20 protein-coding genes and 2 pseudogenes are annotated in these 14,911 nt (G+C 53.0%); 1 reads left to right on the forward strand and 21 read right to left on the reverse strand.

Translation table 11 applies throughout. The features are described 5' to 3' along the window. Positions 1-13 precede the first annotated feature (13 nt). From OGY35_RS12195 to OGY35_RS12235, 9 genes and pseudogenes are all read right to left on the reverse strand, one after another. Complete coding sequence (locus tag OGY35_RS12195) at positions 14-1,207, reverse strand: phage late control D family protein (protein WP_286632386.1); 1,194 nt, start codon at positions 1,205-1,207, stop codon at positions 14-16. Positions 1,208-1,209: 2 nt separating this feature from the next. Further along, positions 1,210-1,675 (reverse strand): annotated as a pseudogene (locus tag OGY35_RS12200) (phage tail protein). A gap of 11 nt (positions 1,676-1,686) precedes the next feature. Then, a complete protein-coding gene (locus tag OGY35_RS12205) occupies positions 1,687-4,116 on the reverse strand; it encodes a phage tail tape measure protein (RefSeq protein ID WP_286632387.1) in 2,430 nt (809 codons plus the stop codon). Further along, the gene (locus tag OGY35_RS12210; protein ID WP_187251630.1) at positions 4,109-4,228 is read right to left on the reverse strand and encodes a GpE family phage tail protein; all 120 of its coding nucleotides are present in this window, start codon (positions 4,226-4,228) and stop codon (positions 4,109-4,111) included. The genes OGY35_RS12205 and OGY35_RS12210 overlap by 8 nt, the downstream gene beginning before the upstream one ends. Positions 4,229-4,260: 32 nt before the next feature. Further along, positions 4,261-4,542 carry a phage tail assembly protein gene (locus tag OGY35_RS12215; protein ID WP_023223220.1) on the reverse strand — a complete coding sequence of 94 codons (282 nt, stop codon included), beginning with the start codon at positions 4,540-4,542 and terminating at the stop codon, positions 4,261-4,263. A 62-nt stretch (positions 4,543-4,604) separates the two neighbouring features. After that, on the reverse strand, positions 4,605-5,123 hold the full coding sequence (locus OGY35_RS12220; RefSeq protein ID WP_286632388.1) for a phage major tail tube protein: 519 nt from the start codon (positions 5,121-5,123) through the stop codon (positions 4,605-4,607). A 12-nt stretch (positions 5,124-5,135) separates the two neighbouring features. Then, positions 5,136-6,038, reverse strand: a pseudogene (locus OGY35_RS12225) (phage tail sheath protein); the annotation flags it as partial. Then, a complete protein-coding gene (locus tag OGY35_RS12230; RefSeq protein WP_286632389.1) occupies positions 5,972-6,346 on the reverse strand; it encodes a GPW/gp25 family protein in 375 nt (124 codons plus the stop codon). The gene OGY35_RS12230 and the pseudogene OGY35_RS12225, both read right to left, overlap by 67 nt. Further along, positions 6,343-6,978, reverse strand: coding sequence for a phage baseplate assembly protein V (locus OGY35_RS12235; RefSeq protein WP_286632390.1), 636 nt, complete (start codon positions 6,976-6,978; stop codon positions 6,343-6,345). Before OGY35_RS12235 ends, OGY35_RS12230 begins: the two co-directional genes overlap by 4 nt. 207 nt (positions 6,979-7,185) lie before the next feature. Between OGY35_RS12235 and OGY35_RS12240 the strand changes: the two genes are divergently transcribed. Further along, positions 7,186-8,379: a putative phage abortive infection protein gene (locus OGY35_RS12240; RefSeq protein WP_286632391.1), complete on the forward strand. Its 1,194-nt coding sequence runs from the start codon at positions 7,186-7,188 to the stop codon at positions 8,377-8,379. Positions 8,380-8,475: 96 nt separating this feature from the next. Here OGY35_RS12240 and OGY35_RS12245 read toward each other — a convergent pair whose 3' ends face one another. From OGY35_RS12245 to OGY35_RS12300, 12 genes are all read right to left on the reverse strand, one after another. Continuing rightward, positions 8,476-8,793: a hypothetical protein gene (locus OGY35_RS12245; RefSeq protein WP_286632392.1), complete on the reverse strand. Its 318-nt coding sequence runs from the start codon at positions 8,791-8,793 to the stop codon at positions 8,476-8,478. Between the two features lie 295 nt (positions 8,794-9,088). Further along, positions 9,089-9,544, reverse strand: a complete 456-nt coding sequence (locus OGY35_RS12250) for a phage virion morphogenesis protein (protein ID WP_286632393.1) — start codon at positions 9,542-9,544, stop codon at positions 9,089-9,091. Further along, positions 9,537-10,004, reverse strand: coding sequence for a phage tail protein (locus tag OGY35_RS12255; RefSeq protein WP_286632394.1), 468 nt, complete (start codon positions 10,002-10,004; stop codon positions 9,537-9,539). Before OGY35_RS12255 ends, OGY35_RS12250 begins: the two co-directional genes overlap by 8 nt. Continuing rightward, on the reverse strand, positions 9,967-10,212 hold the full coding sequence (lysC, locus tag OGY35_RS12260) for an Rz1-like lysis system protein LysC (RefSeq protein WP_286632395.1): 246 nt from the start codon (positions 10,210-10,212) through the stop codon (positions 9,967-9,969). Before lysC ends, OGY35_RS12255 begins: the two co-directional genes overlap by 38 nt. After that, positions 10,112-10,525, reverse strand: a complete 414-nt coding sequence (gene lysB / locus OGY35_RS12265) for an Rz-like lysis system protein LysB (protein ID WP_286632396.1) — start codon at positions 10,523-10,525, stop codon at positions 10,112-10,114. The genes lysC and lysB overlap by 101 nt, the downstream gene beginning before the upstream one ends. Next, entirely contained in the window at positions 10,522-11,031 is a 510-nt protein-coding gene (locus OGY35_RS12270) for a lysozyme (protein WP_286632397.1), read from the reverse strand. Before OGY35_RS12270 ends, lysB begins: the two co-directional genes overlap by 4 nt. Continuing rightward, complete coding sequence (locus OGY35_RS12275) at positions 11,015-11,236, reverse strand: phage holin family protein (RefSeq protein ID WP_286632398.1); 222 nt, start codon at positions 11,234-11,236, stop codon at positions 11,015-11,017. Before OGY35_RS12275 ends, OGY35_RS12270 begins: the two co-directional genes overlap by 17 nt. Then, on the reverse strand, positions 11,227-11,430 hold the full coding sequence (locus OGY35_RS12280) for a tail protein X (RefSeq protein ID WP_187251910.1): 204 nt from the start codon (positions 11,428-11,430) through the stop codon (positions 11,227-11,229). Before OGY35_RS12280 ends, OGY35_RS12275 begins: the two co-directional genes overlap by 10 nt. Next, complete coding sequence (locus OGY35_RS12285) at positions 11,430-11,930, reverse strand: head completion/stabilization protein (protein WP_213749367.1); 501 nt, start codon at positions 11,928-11,930, stop codon at positions 11,430-11,432. The genes OGY35_RS12280 and OGY35_RS12285 overlap by 1 nt, the downstream gene beginning before the upstream one ends. Before the next feature lie 97 nt (positions 11,931-12,027). After that, positions 12,028-12,786 (reverse strand): phage terminase small subunit, encoded by a 759-nt coding sequence (locus OGY35_RS12290; protein ID WP_286632399.1) that lies wholly within the window; start codon positions 12,784-12,786, stop codon positions 12,028-12,030. 3 nt (positions 12,787-12,789) lie between these two features. After that, a complete protein-coding gene (locus tag OGY35_RS12295; protein WP_286632400.1) occupies positions 12,790-13,950 on the reverse strand; it encodes a phage major capsid protein, P2 family in 1,161 nt (386 codons plus the stop codon). A gap of 31 nt (positions 13,951-13,981) precedes the next feature. Further along, positions 13,982-14,848, reverse strand: coding sequence for a GPO family capsid scaffolding protein (locus OGY35_RS12300; protein WP_286632401.1), 867 nt, complete (start codon positions 14,846-14,848; stop codon positions 13,982-13,984). Positions 14,849-14,911 lie beyond the last annotated feature (63 nt).

Here is a 14,911-nt window from a genome sequence, read left to right on the forward strand (position 1 = left end):
ACTTATAAAACAATTATTTATAGTCATTTTCTGACACATCACTATCCGTTTCATACTCCACATCAGAGAGCATCACCTCGAGCTCTACAGCCGTCGTGAAGCCATTCCCGCCGAGGTTATGGGTCACCTTGCTGATTATCCATGACTGGTCATCGATGACGCTCTTAAAGCCCGAGACCCTGACCGGCATTTCTGGATAAATATCTTCCCGACCAGTTGCCAACATGATTGAGAACTCCGCAACACCACGCTGTAATTTATCCCACTTCGCCTGAGCCGCGCGCATCGCTTGCGCCTTTGTCGCATAAATGGTCGTCAGTGCGAAAACGTTGTCAGCCTCACCGGCCATATATTCACCCTCGCGGGCTTCCTGCTCTTTCTTCTTTTTCGCTGCGGTTTTACTGCTCACCTTCTTTGCATTGGGATGCTGCAACGCACGTAAGTGCTGCTCTTTGGGCTTGCGCTTCAGCTTCACCGCTTGCTTTTGCTTCGCCGGTTTTGGGTCTTTGGTGTGCAGCCATTTAGCCGTTACGCCGGTGTAAGCACCACGGTCAGCAATAGCAAACTGATGCCGGTCGCCATCACTACGCTGGATAGTAATCTGAGGGATAGCTTTTCCGCTGGCCTTCGTACCACTTCCCGCTTTAAGCATCAGCAATTTACCCACTTTGACCGATACCGCGCCGCCGTTGCGTTCCGCGAGGCGAGTCAGGAAAACAGCGTCGGATTCCTGCGACTGGTCGATATGCGGAATTTTTATCCCGGCAAGAGAATCCGCGACGCTGGCCGTTAATTTATTCCGGGCGGCTATCGCGCTGACGACAGCGCCGAGTGTGGTGTCGTGCCATGATTCCTCGCGGCGTGAATTGAGCGTTCCGCGAAAATCAGCGCTACGGGCGCGAATGGTCACCGTATCCGGTGCCCCCCGGTGCTCCACCTCATCGACGGTAAATCGCCCCTTACCAACGAGCGCGAAACCTTTCCAGCCGAGATACAGTGACAGCACCGCGCCGCGAATCGGCAGCGCGACAAGCCCGTCAGAATCATCGAGTTCAATGTCGAGCTGGTCAGCTTCAAAGCCCTGGTTATCCGTCATCGAGAGATTAATCAGCCGGTCGCTGATATTGCCGGTGATATCTTTTCTTTCCAGTGTCAGCATAAAATCGGGCGTCAGTGTGGCACCCGCGCCGGTGATAATATCCAGCATGATTAAGCCCCCACCTTAGACAGCAGATCGCCCGCTTTACCGACCAGACTTTCGGCCTGTTTCCCGATATCGCCATAGACCGCCGCGAGCGATTCATCGACACGGGTCAGTGACAGAGTAAAGCTGATTTTTCGTGGCGACCCGTCCTCAAAAAAATACAGTGCCGGTCTCCGAGACATTGCTGACAATAAACATCCCGTAAATCCAGCCTGAGCCAGAAATAAGCGACCATGCTCGCCCCTGCTCAGCCATCGCATAAAGCGTCAGCATCGAAAACTTGCCGCCGGTCAGCTCAGGATACAGGTCACCGCTCAGGGTGATTTTGTCCTCCCCTTCACCGAGATACTGAAAGGCGTCACGCTTCCCGACGCGGGAGTTTGACGCCCAGCTATAATCCGCGCTGCGCTGCATACTCTGATAGGGCAACGTCTGACGCATAAAAACAAACATACCTAGTGCCAGCATCATAATCGGTCTCCTTAGTCATGCATCATGCTTGCGCGGGCTTTGGCGCGTTTCTCACGCTCATATTTTTCTAAGGCATCCTGTAAATCATTACCTAACCGACCGCCCGGCATACCGTTGCCCGGCACGTTAATTTGATAGGTTGGCCGACTCTGGTCGATGTAGGTTTTACCGGCGGGTGCCGTGACCGGCTGATAGCTGTTGTAAGAGCTGATAGCCGGGCTGTAACCGTTCTGCGTCGCCGCACTGGCTTTCGCCGCGGTCTGGTCAAGCGAGCTGGATTCTTTGTTGATAACCCCGAGCTTTTCAAGCACCCAGTCAATGCCGCTTCGCAGCTTGTTAAAGGCGTTAAGCGGCATCAGCAGCGCATCAGCCAGCGCCTGACCGAACATGACACCAACATTACGGCAACTGTTTAACGTGTCCTGAGTCGCTTTTACCGGCGCTATCAGGTCTTTAAACCACTGCCAGACACCGCGAAGTTTCTCCCCGAGGCCGTCAAAAATGGGGGCCAGCGGCGCGAACATTTCCCCGACCGGCGCAAAGGCGCTCATCAGCCCCTCGATAACACCGCCGAAAAAGGCGCTGACAGGCTCCCAGTATTTGCGAATCAGCAGCGCGCCAGCGACAACCGCCGCCGCAACGGCCACGACTGGCCACGTAATAGCACCGATTGCAGCGACAACCCCGCCACTGATTGTCGTAAAGACCGCACCGAGCAGGCCAGCCGCCGCAATAATGGCGTTAATCCCGGCGATGACCGGCCATGCAATCAGACCAATACCACCAATCACGGCGATGAGGCCAAGCGCACCACCGGCGAGAAGGCCGATGGTCTGAGCAAGTCCTTTATTTTTTTGTATCCAGCCATCAAGCTGTAATACGTATTTTGTGGCCGTCTGGGTGAGCTTGCGAAGCGACTCCTCTTGCTGGTCATAAAGGTCAGTTCCGACCGCCTCATAGGCTGACTGAAACTCTTTAAAGTCGCCGCCGAGATTGTCCTGCATGACCTTGACCAGCTCTTCAGTTTTGCCGTCCGAGCTTTTAATCAGACGGGTCAGGTTATCCAGTTTTCCGCTGGCCGCTGCGGTCATCAGGACACTGGCCGATGAGCTGGCCTCTTCACCGAAAATCGCTTTCATGTACTCTGAGCGCTGGCCGGTACCGAGGTTATTTTTCTCAAAGCTGGCCTGCATTTCTTTAAGGATGGAGAAAATCGGGCGGGTATTGCCCTTGCTGTCCATCGTTTTAACGCCCAGCTCTTTAATCGCGTCATATGCCTTGCCGGTTGGTGCCTGTAATCGACTTAACACGGCACGGCTACCGGTACCGGCCATCGAGCCGGTGATATTGTTGTCATGAAGCGCGCCAATCATCGCGGCGGTTTCTTCCAGGCTCACCCCCGCATTTTTTGCGACCGGCGCGACATAAGTCAGTGAGTCACTTAACCCGGCAAAGGTGGCCTGTGATTTATTCATGGTCATCGAGATCACATCGGCAATATGCGTTGCCTTGTCATCAGCGAGACCGAAAGCGGATTTCGTACCGATGAGTAACTTTGCGTTATCCTCCATCGTTTCTTTATTCGCGAGCGACATATTCAGAATGGCGGGCGTCTGCGCGAGAATACCGTCTTTATCTGCACCTGATTTTGCCACGATAATTTGTGCCGCTGCGGCGTCATCAGCAGATGCAGCCGTATTATCGCCCAGCGTTCTGGCTTGCCCCTTTAACGCCTTCATTTCGGGCGATTCTTTATCGAGACCGAGTACAGCCTGAAGCTCTGAGTTCTTCAGCGAAAAATCAAAGCCGGGTTTCAGCACTGCGCCACCGGCAACCACACCGGCAGTCGCCATCCCAGCACCGGCCACACCGACATTACGCGCACCGGCAGCGAGCTTTTGCCCGGATTCATAGCGGGATTTAACCGCACTCAGTTTCGCCTGTTGCGCGCTGACACGCGCCAGTGCTTCACGCTGTCGGTTAAGCTGTGCGGTCGTTTCGCTGATATTATTTTTCAGGCGGTTTTCATCATTCGTCAGGTTGCGGGTATTTATCCCCGCTTTACCGAGCTCGGCCTGTTGCCGCTTAACTGACTGCGTGAGGCTGTTATATTTCGTCTGTAACCCATCAGCCGCACGTTTCGCTGACTCCAGCACTCTGGCCTGTGCCGCTGTTGGCCGTTCCGTGTTTTTAAACTGCACCGCCAGCGCTTCAGCTTCCTGTTTTGCTTTTTCCAGCGACTGACCGGTTACCGCCAGTTGCGCACTGGTTTTACGAAAACCATCGATTTTCGATGCCTGACCATTCAATTCACGCAGGGATTGCTGAGTCGTGCGGATATCACCAGACAGCGATTTACTCGCCGTCTGGATCGCTTTAAAGGGTCGGGTCGCCTGGTCGACAGCTTTCAGCAGCACTTCGAGTTTGAGGTTATTACTCATTCGTGTTTCCGCTTCGCTGTAGCGCGAGTTCGCGCCAGTTGACGAGCTCGGTCAGGCTCATGGGATAAAGGTCTGATGGCGACCAGTGGAAAATTACCGCTATGTCAGCCATCAGGTCATCGACCGAGAGTTTTTTCGGGAAGGTTACGCCGCCGAACTCGGTGACAAAAAACCGACCACCTTACCGGCAAACGACAGCAGGTCGGGCAGCTCCAGCGCGGCGGCTTCCTGTTCAGTCAGCGACGGCATGGTCATGCGCGGCAGCACTTTAATCAGCGCATCGACGTCAGAGTTTGCGACAGATGCCAGGCTGACGCCGCGAAGGGTTCCGGCACACGGTTTTAACAGGGTGACATCGGAAATAACCTGCTCACCGCGCTTGATGGGTTTAATCAGAGTGACGATATTTTCGTTAGTTTTTTCCATGATATTTCTCATTAAATTCAGGTTTCAGGATGACCGGCCAGCCATGCTGACCGGGACAATAATTACAGGCCGATATTCTGGCGGTGTGCCTCGAGCATGTCGGTACCGTTCACCATTTCGACGAGGTTCACGGTGTCAATTTCGACCATATCTTTACCGTTGAGGGTCAGCTTGTAGTACGAGCACTCGAGCGAGATTTTCGACTCAGTGTCCTCGCCCTGCTTGGCTTCGCCGAGGTCGATTTCTTTCTGACGTCCACGGAGAACAACCTCAACCGGCACGGTCTCGCCGGTGTCATCACGCTGGTAAGACCCGGCAAAACGTAGCGGCACGGAGGCCGTACCGGTGGCGGCATATAACGACCAGACAGCATCATCAGGAAAACCGCCGAGCGAGATTTCAGCCGACAGCGCATCGTCATCGAGGCCAAGGTCAACCGAGGCTGAGCCATTCATCCCGCCGCCGCGATACTTCTCGAACTTGCGGGTTAATTTTGGCAACGTGACGGACTGCACGACGCCGAGATAACTCACCCCGTCGATAAACAGGTTCATGAGTTTGAGCTTGCGCGGTAATGCCATTTGTCAGGCTCCTTATTTGCTGTTGACGGACGAGATAAGATTCGCCAGATATTTATCGGTGATGCGCTGGCGTAAGGTCAGGTGTTCGAGTGGCGGCACCGGCGTATAGTCATAATCGATAAACAGTTTCCCGGCCTTCAGGGTTTCTTTGCTGTTGGCCTCTTCGTCGAACCAGCACATCGCATCGATGATGTAACCGCCGCTTTTCAGCTCGCGGAATTTCGCGTTGATGCCGTCGATAATGTCGCGAATCAGCGTCGCGGTGATGGGCTTATCGTTCGCCCACATATGCCCCTCGGCCATTGTGTCGGCAATGACCTGTGCAGTGCGGGTGTAGTTCTCAAACTGAAACAGCGGGTCATCGGAGCAATTACGGTTACCCCAGAAGCGGAAACCATCGGCACGAATCAGCGTGGTAACACCGGCCTCATTCAGCAGGTCAGCATCGGTGCCTTTTTCCTGCAAATCCCAGAAGACGGATGCGCTGATACCGGTGACCTCATTGACGCCGACGTTTGACAGGGTTTTGTGCCAGCCGGTGTCATTGTCAATTTTGGCGCGCAGACCCAGCGCGATGGCGGTCGCGTAGCTGGTCGTTGTGGCGCTGGTCGTGGTATCCCATCCGAGGAATTCAGGCCAGATAATCATGAGTTCGCGCGCGCTGAAATTCTCACGATAGGCAATGACGTCAGAAATGGTTTTACAGCCCCACGCGCTGACATAGGCGAAAGCACGTAGCTTCTGAGCCACGGAGACAAGCGCGGTCGCCACCTCCTGAGTATCGAGACCCGGCACACCGAGAATACGTGGCTTAACACCGGTGACCGCTTTCGCCGTTAACAGTGCTTTCAGCCCGGTATATTTGCCGTTCTCATCTGTGGTTCCGATGATGTTAGAAATGGTTTGCGCCTGGGCCTCTTCGTCATCACCGGTAGCTCAACAATCATCTGACCGTTAAACTGCCGTTCGACCGTCAGCGAGCTGATGCTGATGCGCGGCTCCCACTTCAGCAGCGCCATATAACAGGCGCACATAATTTGCAGCCTCAGCGCGTCGGTCTGCGGCATATCAATCAGAGAGAACAGCAGCGAGCCATAATCGCGGCGCATCACGCGAGATCCGACCGGCGTTCGCAGAATATCGCCACAGCTCTGACGGATGTGATCGGCGTCAGCGATGGCGCGCCCGTTCTCTCGGTTCATGCCGATGTAACGTATTGTCATAGTGGTGTCCCTGTTTCACCGCCGCTATCACCGGGGTGTTTATGCAAATGCAGCACTTTTCCGTTTGAAGACAGCGAGCCGCCGGTATGGGTGATATCGCCTTTCATCGTGCCGCTTATGGTGACCTCAAGCTTGGCGGTCGTCAGTTTGTTGGTGCAGACCACTTCCGGGGTATCGAGAGTGATGCGGGTCTCAGATTTCACCGTCACCTCCGGCACCGCCACGACGATGGAATCCAACGCCGTAATGTCTGCGGTTTTAATGCCGCTCACGGTCAGTGCGCCGGTCTCCGGTTCGTACTCGATAACCGCACCATCAGGAAAGGCGATGTGAAATGCATCAGCCGATACCGACGGCGCGGGGTGGTCATCAGAAAAAATACCGGGCAGCACAAAGGCGGTATCGAGCTCACCGCCCACGGCCAGCAATAAAACCTGCTCACCCACAGAGGGAGCCCACCACGTGCGAGAACGACCGGCACGAGCCGTCAGCCACTGAAGCCAGTCGGTAATGATGCCGCCGGTCTGGACACGACAACGCCCGTCATCGAGGTCAACCTCGACGATAACGCCGGTGCGGATAAGGTTGCGCAACAGACGCAGAATGTCCTGAAGAGTTGATTGAGTTTTCATGTGGGAAAGGATGCCGCTAGGGGCATTCGACGGCAATTGGACGAAGTTTTGGGAGGGATGCCACAACAACTAAGAACTGATATATTGAGCGAATTCGCTTGGAGTGATTACTTTTGATTGCTTAATAGACAATTATTGTCATTTGGTTAGAATATCCGAAGATCGCATCACCACTAAAACCAAGAGAAGCACAAGAGAAATGTATCAATGAATAAATCAATCAAAATCTTTTCCATAATAATTGTTGCTATGGGGCTATTTGTTTTTGCATATTTTATTCTGAAGTCCGGTATTGATGGATATTCCGCATGGCCCACATCTAAAACCAACTATGAGGTCACAGGTCAATTTGGTGATTTTGTCGGAGGTGTAGTAGGAACTCTGTTCGCATTAGCTGGAACATTTTTTATATATCTAACATTCCAAGAACAATCAAAGGAGAATAAAAGAACTGCATTCGAAGCCATTTTCTTTGAAATGATTAGATTACACAGAGATAATGTAAGCGAAATGAAATATAACAAACCCGTAGCTAACAACTCTGAGAAATTCGAAACATATGAAAACAGACAAGTAATGAGGGTTATATTTAAAGAGTTTAGTGAGTGCTACAGGGAAGTTTGTAAATTTTCTAACTCAAAAAAATCCAGCGACTACATTTCACAAAAGCATCTTTCTTTTCTAAATAAGATAATCACAGATAATGGTCTTGAAGTCAGCCCTATAGATATGGCACGCATTGATATAGCTTACTGCATGGTATTTTACGGTGTTGGAGAGGAGGGAGAAGCCATCTTAAGAAACTTATTCAGAAAAAAATACAATGCAGATTATTATCACAAGTTACTTTACTTTATAAAATTAAAACCAAAACAATCGAATACCGATAGATTCTTAAAATGGAAAACAATTAGAAAAATGGAACTTGATAAGTTGCATTTGTTGATTGATGAACTTTACAAGAACAGAGCACATCCTGAGCAAACATCTAACCTTTCACTCTTTGCAATAGAGCTTGACATGCAACGTAGTTATAATAAATATTATGGTGGACATCAGTTCAGGTTAGGGCATTATTTTAGACATTTATATCAAAGCTACAGATATTTGGAAGAAAATAAAGCCCTAAGCAAGGAACGTCAGTATTCTTACGGAAAAATGTTACGTGCACAGCTTTCCACTTATGAGCAAGCACTTTTATTGGTAAACAGCATTTCTAGCATTGGGATGAAATGGGAGTTTTCATCTGAACCATTAGTCAATGACTCGCCCCCCCCAAAACTCATTACTAAATATAATTTAGTAAAAAATCTTCCAGGCAAACAATTGTTTGGAATACATTACAAAAAATACTACCCAAGCGTAGCTTACGAAACTGACGAGCATATTCTTCAGGGATAAATTATATGCTTTGAATTATTAATGCTTGCGAAAAATTGCCGCTGATTATTAATTAGCGGCAATTCGAACGGATTTATAACTTACCAATCAAATACTTTACTTGTTCAAAACCTGCCCCATTGAATCTCCATGTCTAGCAGAAGGTAGTGGCTGTGTTGCAGCAAAATCAGTTGGGTTACTTAAGTCCGGAACGCCATTATTTATGAGGTACATCACTGCTGACGCTGGGCAGTCATTTTTTGTCGGCTTTGGTCTTTGGGGTGATCCATCTGTTGACGCAAGACCAGCCCCGGCAAGTGCTGGTAACAACCTTGCGATGGAACCTAACTTTTCAGCGGCTTTTGAATCTCCACTTTGCCCAAACTCTGTGATAAATCCTTTGTCAAATTTGGTTGAAAGGTTTGAGATCCCCATTACCCCTGTAACAGGTGTTATGACTCGCTTCTTGCCCGGTATCATTATTACTGCAACAGTGCTCTTACATTTTTTCTAGTTCAGAATAGCTCGTGGATACAAATAAGGAACGGGTTCGTAATACACCACCCCCTTGCAATTATCACTAAAGTCAAAATGTACACAGCCAGATAAGAAAAAAATCGAACACAGAGATAAATAAACAGATCGCTTCATAAAAATTCATATTTAAAAGTCAGTAGCCACAATTGGCATTTCAAGTATTAATCTATGTATAGAAATCTCATTCTCAACATTATTTATTTTTCATTAACATAGTCAAGATCACATTTTCAACCTGCTTATTACTTTCTTCATTAAAACCAAACAATGGGCGCATCTCATACTTCATGTAGTGGCTATTGCGGTTTGGACGGTCATTTAAGCCGTACTGATGCACATTTGCAATCCGTTGCACCTTGCCGGTAAACTCCACGACCGCCGCATTATTTCCCGCCGTGGCTTTCATAAAGCGACTGGTGCGGAGTTTGGCGAACATTTCCCGTTTAACCCGGCCTTTTTTGGCTTTTACAGGCTGGCGCTTTCGGGCGGCGTAAGGTGTGCCGTCCGGTGCTTTCTGCGTTTTAATCCGGCGCTGTTGACGGGCTCGCAGAGTCTTCGCGATATCTGCGGCCATTCTGCGACGGGCGGCAGGTGACAGCGCCGCTATCAGCCCCGCGAGCTTATCGTCAAAGGGTTTAAAGTCATTCATGCAAGCGACTCACGGGCTCACCGTTAACATACAGCTCAACTGGCCGGGTAACGGGTTCCGGCGGTTGCGGCTCCTCTGCCTGTTCGACGTGGAGCCTATCCCCCTGCTCTTTAACGATAGTGCGCTCGGTCAGCATCAGGCTGATACTGATATCAGCGCTGTCGTTGTCATTGATATCAGCAAAATAGGTGAAGCCCTTTTTACGCCCTTCATCGGTTGTCATAATGTCAGCCTGATGAATGCGTAACCATGCCTGAATCGGGACGAGTAACAGCTCGATATCATCCGTGAAGTCGGTCACCACCACATTCAGCGTGTACCGGTTCTCAAACGACAGCGACGTCGCCAGCGTCGAGGCAAGATTCCCGTTATCGATAAAGACACGCATCATATCGGGGTTACGTGCCAGCACCGGCACGGCGTCAGTTAAGGCTTTTCGCAGACTCTTCGGCTTGTACATCGATTTTATCCTGACAGTTTTTTATTGTTCTGACCTGAAGCGCACAGCGCTCGAGGGCGCTTTCGAGCTGGCGTATATCCGCGCTCAGGTCACCGTTGGTGGACGGGTCACTTTCCGGCATCGGGCAAAGACTGACCCTCGGGCATGCGTTGTAGACAATCACCGGCGTCGGCGCAGGCGGCGCGCTGGTGCAACCGGCGCACAGCATCAGGTAAATCAGCGCTATACCAGCGGCGAAGCTGTTCATTTTCATTGAGTAACCTCGTAATGGTCTGTTCCCGACGTTGTGCCCGCGCTCCGGCATCGATGAGCTCACCGCGCAGTAAGACCTGAGCGGTCTCATTTTCCCCACGGATACGGGAGGCCGTTTTAAGCTGGCTTTTCAGCATGGTAATCACCGTTTTTTGGTCACCGGCGACTTTATTTGCCCGCTCAAGGGAGCGGGTCAGACTGGTGTTTTCGTGACGCATCCAGAGTAGCCCGGCCACGGCCAGCACTAACAACACGACTATCGTTTTCATTTCGCCCCCTTCAGGCAGTAAGTGCGCTCACGAAAACGGCGGTTTTCGAGCCCGGTATTACGCTCACCATTCACAAAAACCCAGCGAGTGAGCTGGTCACAGGCTTGCCACCATTGCCGGTGTTTCAGGTGATACACCAGCGTCGAGCGACAGGCCGCGCCGGTGCCGACGTTAAAAGCGAAGCTGACCAGCGCGTCATAGACGGCGGATGGCATGTCCACCGGCACACAGACCGCGAGTCGTTTCTCAACGTTCAGCACGTCGGCGACCAGATTCGCGGCGGCCTCCTTCTCGGTGATATCCCGTTTCGGTACCACCCCGGCAGTGTGGCCGATGCCTGACGTCCACACGCCCGCGCTGCACTGGTAAGGGCGCAACCGACAACCCTCGAGGTCGGCAATCAGCGCAAGCCCCTCCGGCGAGGTGTGAAGCAAACGAAAATCAGGCACCAGTGCCGCCAGCGCCAGCACGACAGCCGCACTGCAACGTTTAACGAATGAGCCCACGAATAACCCCCTTATCAATCCCCATCGAGACGAGATAGCGGTATTTCTTTCGCTGGTACCAGAAGTTAACCAGCGCGGTAAAAATGGCGCAGCTTCCCCCGAAATAAAGCGCGAGCCGTTCCGGCGTCTGCGTACCGAAATACGCCAGCACCACTGACAGCCAGTAGGTCAGAAAGGTTGTGATTTTATCCACAGTCAGTCCCATAAATTCACGGTCTCCGATACCGGTGCGGCGTCGACTTCAGGCAGACTGACCGCCGTGCCATGTGGCAGGACGACACCCAGCCCGGCGAGCCCCGGATTAGCCAGCAATACCGCCTCGACCACACCTTCAGTGCGCCCGTAATGGCGCTGACATAATGTGTCGAGCGTATCGCCCTGATGCGCGATGACGTTCATCAGATTTGCCCCACGATGCAGCGCGCTTTGTCCTGGATACGGGCAACCGACCAGCGCATGTCACGCCACATTTCATCGATGGTGTCATCGATGCTGTCGGCCTTTTTGTCACCTTTGGCGCTGGCATCAACGCCCCGGTAACGCTCGTACAGCGTCGCGGTCGTCATCGAGCAAACAGCGTTGAAGTAGTGAAAAACCCGCACACTTTCGCCGTCGAGCTCATCCGTTGGCACATCCTCAAGTCGCGGGTAACCGGCGGCGAGCTGAAGGTCGCGCCAGTCGGTTAACTCGGCGTTGGTCTCGGCCATCGCGGTTTTAATCGCCCGGCGCAGACGCACCGGCGTCACGGTCTGCTCGAGGCGCATTTCTTCGCGCATGCGCTTCGGGTCAACATCCGGGAAAAAGGCCGTGTTTTTAATCACCGGCTCGTCGACCGGCACCGGCGGGATGACCATCGGGTCGCGCTGTTGCGCCGGGTTATTCATCACAATCATGGTCATGAGTACCTCAGTAAATAGGTGGGCGGTGGACGCCGGTCGCAGTTACGGTGGATCACCGACATTGACCAGCGTGCCGCCCGGCGCGGGGCGCGTTCTGTTAACCGGCGATTTTCTTCGGGCGTCCCCGCCCTCGTTTCACCGGTGAATTTTGTTTTTTCGCGGGTACCTTTTTCGCGGCTTTCGGCGCCGTTTTTTTGACGACGACCGGTTTCGGGTTCAGCTCACGAGTGAGGGTCTCAATGTCCTTTCTTACCCCGGCGTTGGTGTCGAGCTGTAAGGCGCGTTGCAGGTGCGCCAGCGCATCAGGAAGCTGACCGGCATCACGCAGGGTCAGACCGGTGACCTTATGCAGTCGGGCGCGCACTTCGTCAGGCATATCGGTGGCATCAGTCAGCCCGATGACCTCGAGCAGTTGCGCAGCGTCGACCGGCTCACCGGCGATACGGGCTCGGAGAGCCGCGAGCGCGACCTCTTCGGCCAGCATGTAAGGCGCGGGGCGGGAATGGTTTTCCGGCATCGACAGGCCAAAACGCAGGGCATAGCGCGCAATCTCGACAGCGCCAGTGATATCCCCCGCATCCAGACGCCAGAGCATTACCGTCATCAGAATGTCATCCTGTGCGCCGGTGCCGCTTTCCAGTACGCCAGCGACCCACGGCAGGTACAGCGGGAGTAATTCGCGTTTTTTATCCGCTTTGCGTTCTTTAGAACGAATTGCTGATAGCGTCCGGCGGTCTGCGGCCAGCTTGACGAGCATCTGCTCGTAAGGTGAGGCATGACGCAGCGGGGAGTTATCCCGCTGCGATGCCCTGATAGCCGAGACCCGCATCGCATGACGCTGTGCGGGGGTTGCCATCGGTTATGCCTCCGTGCCGTCAGTGGTGTTGGTTTCAGCCGGTGCGTCGCCTGTCAGAGACTGCATCGCTTTAACCATTGCCGCCGCGAAGACTTCCGCGCTCACAGGTTCTGTGGTGGCGGGTTCTTCCGGCTCGAGGATCTCGATATTTTCAATCAGGCAACCAGCCTCGTAGTCCTCGATAACGAAATCGACTTTGACCTGTTCGTAGTTTTCCACCTGGTCGAGTTTCGGATTTTCGACGATGTGGCGGCGGTGGCCGTCCTCGTACAGATAAATCGAAATGTTATCCAGCGTGGTAATGAAAACGCTGTTTGCCGGGAAGAACGGCGCGCGCACCGCCTGAAGCTGACCGATGGTTTTCTGGCTGATAATCAGCTCACCGGCGAGCTGTTCGCTGTTCGCCTGGAATTTGTTAATCATCGGGAAGTATTTGTCGGTCAGGATACGGCGACCACAGATGACCACCATTTCCGGGTTTTCGCGGTGAATTTCCGCGACCAGTGACTCAAACGCATCCATAACCAGTGCGTCGAGGTTGGCGTAATGCCCACCTTTACCCACTTTGATGGTGTTCGAAATCACGGTGCCGTCAGCGTCTGTGACGCTGGACATCACACGCTCAGGCGCGTCGTTGCGGTATTTCTGCAACCAGCCGACAGCCACATCCTGAAGTAACGGGTTTTTGCTACGGTCAGACGTCGCCGCCCGGCTCACACCGTTAAAGCCGATGGTGATGTAATCCAGTGCCTGACGCTTGATGATGGCGTTACGGATCCGGATCTGGAAATCCTGAAAACGCGCCCACAGGTCGAGTTTGTTGTACTTCAGGTGGTAGTCGAAGTTCACCGGATGGCAGAAATAGCGGTACGCATCCATTTTTGAGAAATCAGCGGTTTTACGCTCGACCCCGCCGTCGGTGTCAGCGGTGCTGGCAATGGAGCCGGTCACATCGATGCCGACCTTCTCTTCGGTCAGTTCGCCAACCGTCACCATGTTGATGAGCTTCAGGAAGCTGGACGACTGCTGGATTTTGTCAAACAGGGTCTGCGTCACCGACGGCTCGACAGTGAATTTTTTGTCGAGGTCGCTGGTCGCAATGCCGTTCAGTTCGGCGATACGGCTCAGGTACTGATTGAATTTAAAACGGGTCTCTTTACGCATGAGTTTTGTATTCCTTCGGGGTTACCGGGGGTTAGCAGTCGGTCAGCGTGGAGCCCGCCGAATCACCGTCACCACCGGTGCTTAACTTGCGGCGCGCCTGTGATTTGCTTTCGGTGTTTTCCAGCGTGGTGGTCAGGGTGCTGAATTGCTGCGAGGTGGAGTCTGCCTGTTCGGCGAGCGCTTTTTTGACATCAGCAAGCTCGGTTTCAATGGCACTGAAACGCACCTCGGCGCTTTCGCCGCCGGTCTGCACCCGCTCGGCGATGGCGGTCACGGCTTCATGTACATCACCGAAACGCGCATCATCGTCAGTCTGTTTACGGCTGAAGATGCCTTTCACGGTGTCGCTGAGTTTGGTCAGCAGGGTGTCGGGCAGGTCTTCGAATTCCAGCCCGGCAAGAGTTGCCACGGAGAACAGGTCGCCCGGCTGGTCTTTCTTCCCGGCCAGTGGGTTTTGTTGTGCGAGGGAGCAGAATTGCAGGTATTCGGTGCCGAGACTCGCCGGGTCGTCGGTTACCGCCAGCCCGATGAGGTGACATTTGCCGGTGTTGGCAAAGTTCGGGCGAATTTCCATCGAGGTGTAAACCTTCTGGCCTTTCGCCAGCATCGCGAGCAGGTTGTCGAGCGGGGCAATTTTACCGAACAGCGCCAGCTTGCCGTTGAGTGCCGAATCGTCGTCGATCACTTCCGCTTTCACTTCCGTGACGTCGCCATAGCGGCAAAACGGGCTGTCGGGAATAACGCTGCGGATATGCTCGAGGTTAATGCGACAGCCGTAGACGCGCGGGTCAAAGCCGTCGGCCATTTCCTGAATATCGGTCGCACTGATGACGCGACCGTCGCAGGTGTCACCCTCGACGCCGATGCGAAACCATTTCGAAATTTTGTTTTTAGCCATGAATCAGGTGTCCTGAATTGGGTTATCGGGTCGGATGTAGTTTCCCGACTCCCTCCCTCGCCA

The sequence above is a fragment of the Citrobacter sp. Ct235 genome, from assembly GCF_030332305.1.
In the GTDB taxonomy this organism is placed as follows: domain Bacteria; phylum Pseudomonadota; class Gammaproteobacteria; order Enterobacterales; family Enterobacteriaceae; genus Citrobacter_A; species Citrobacter_A telavivensis.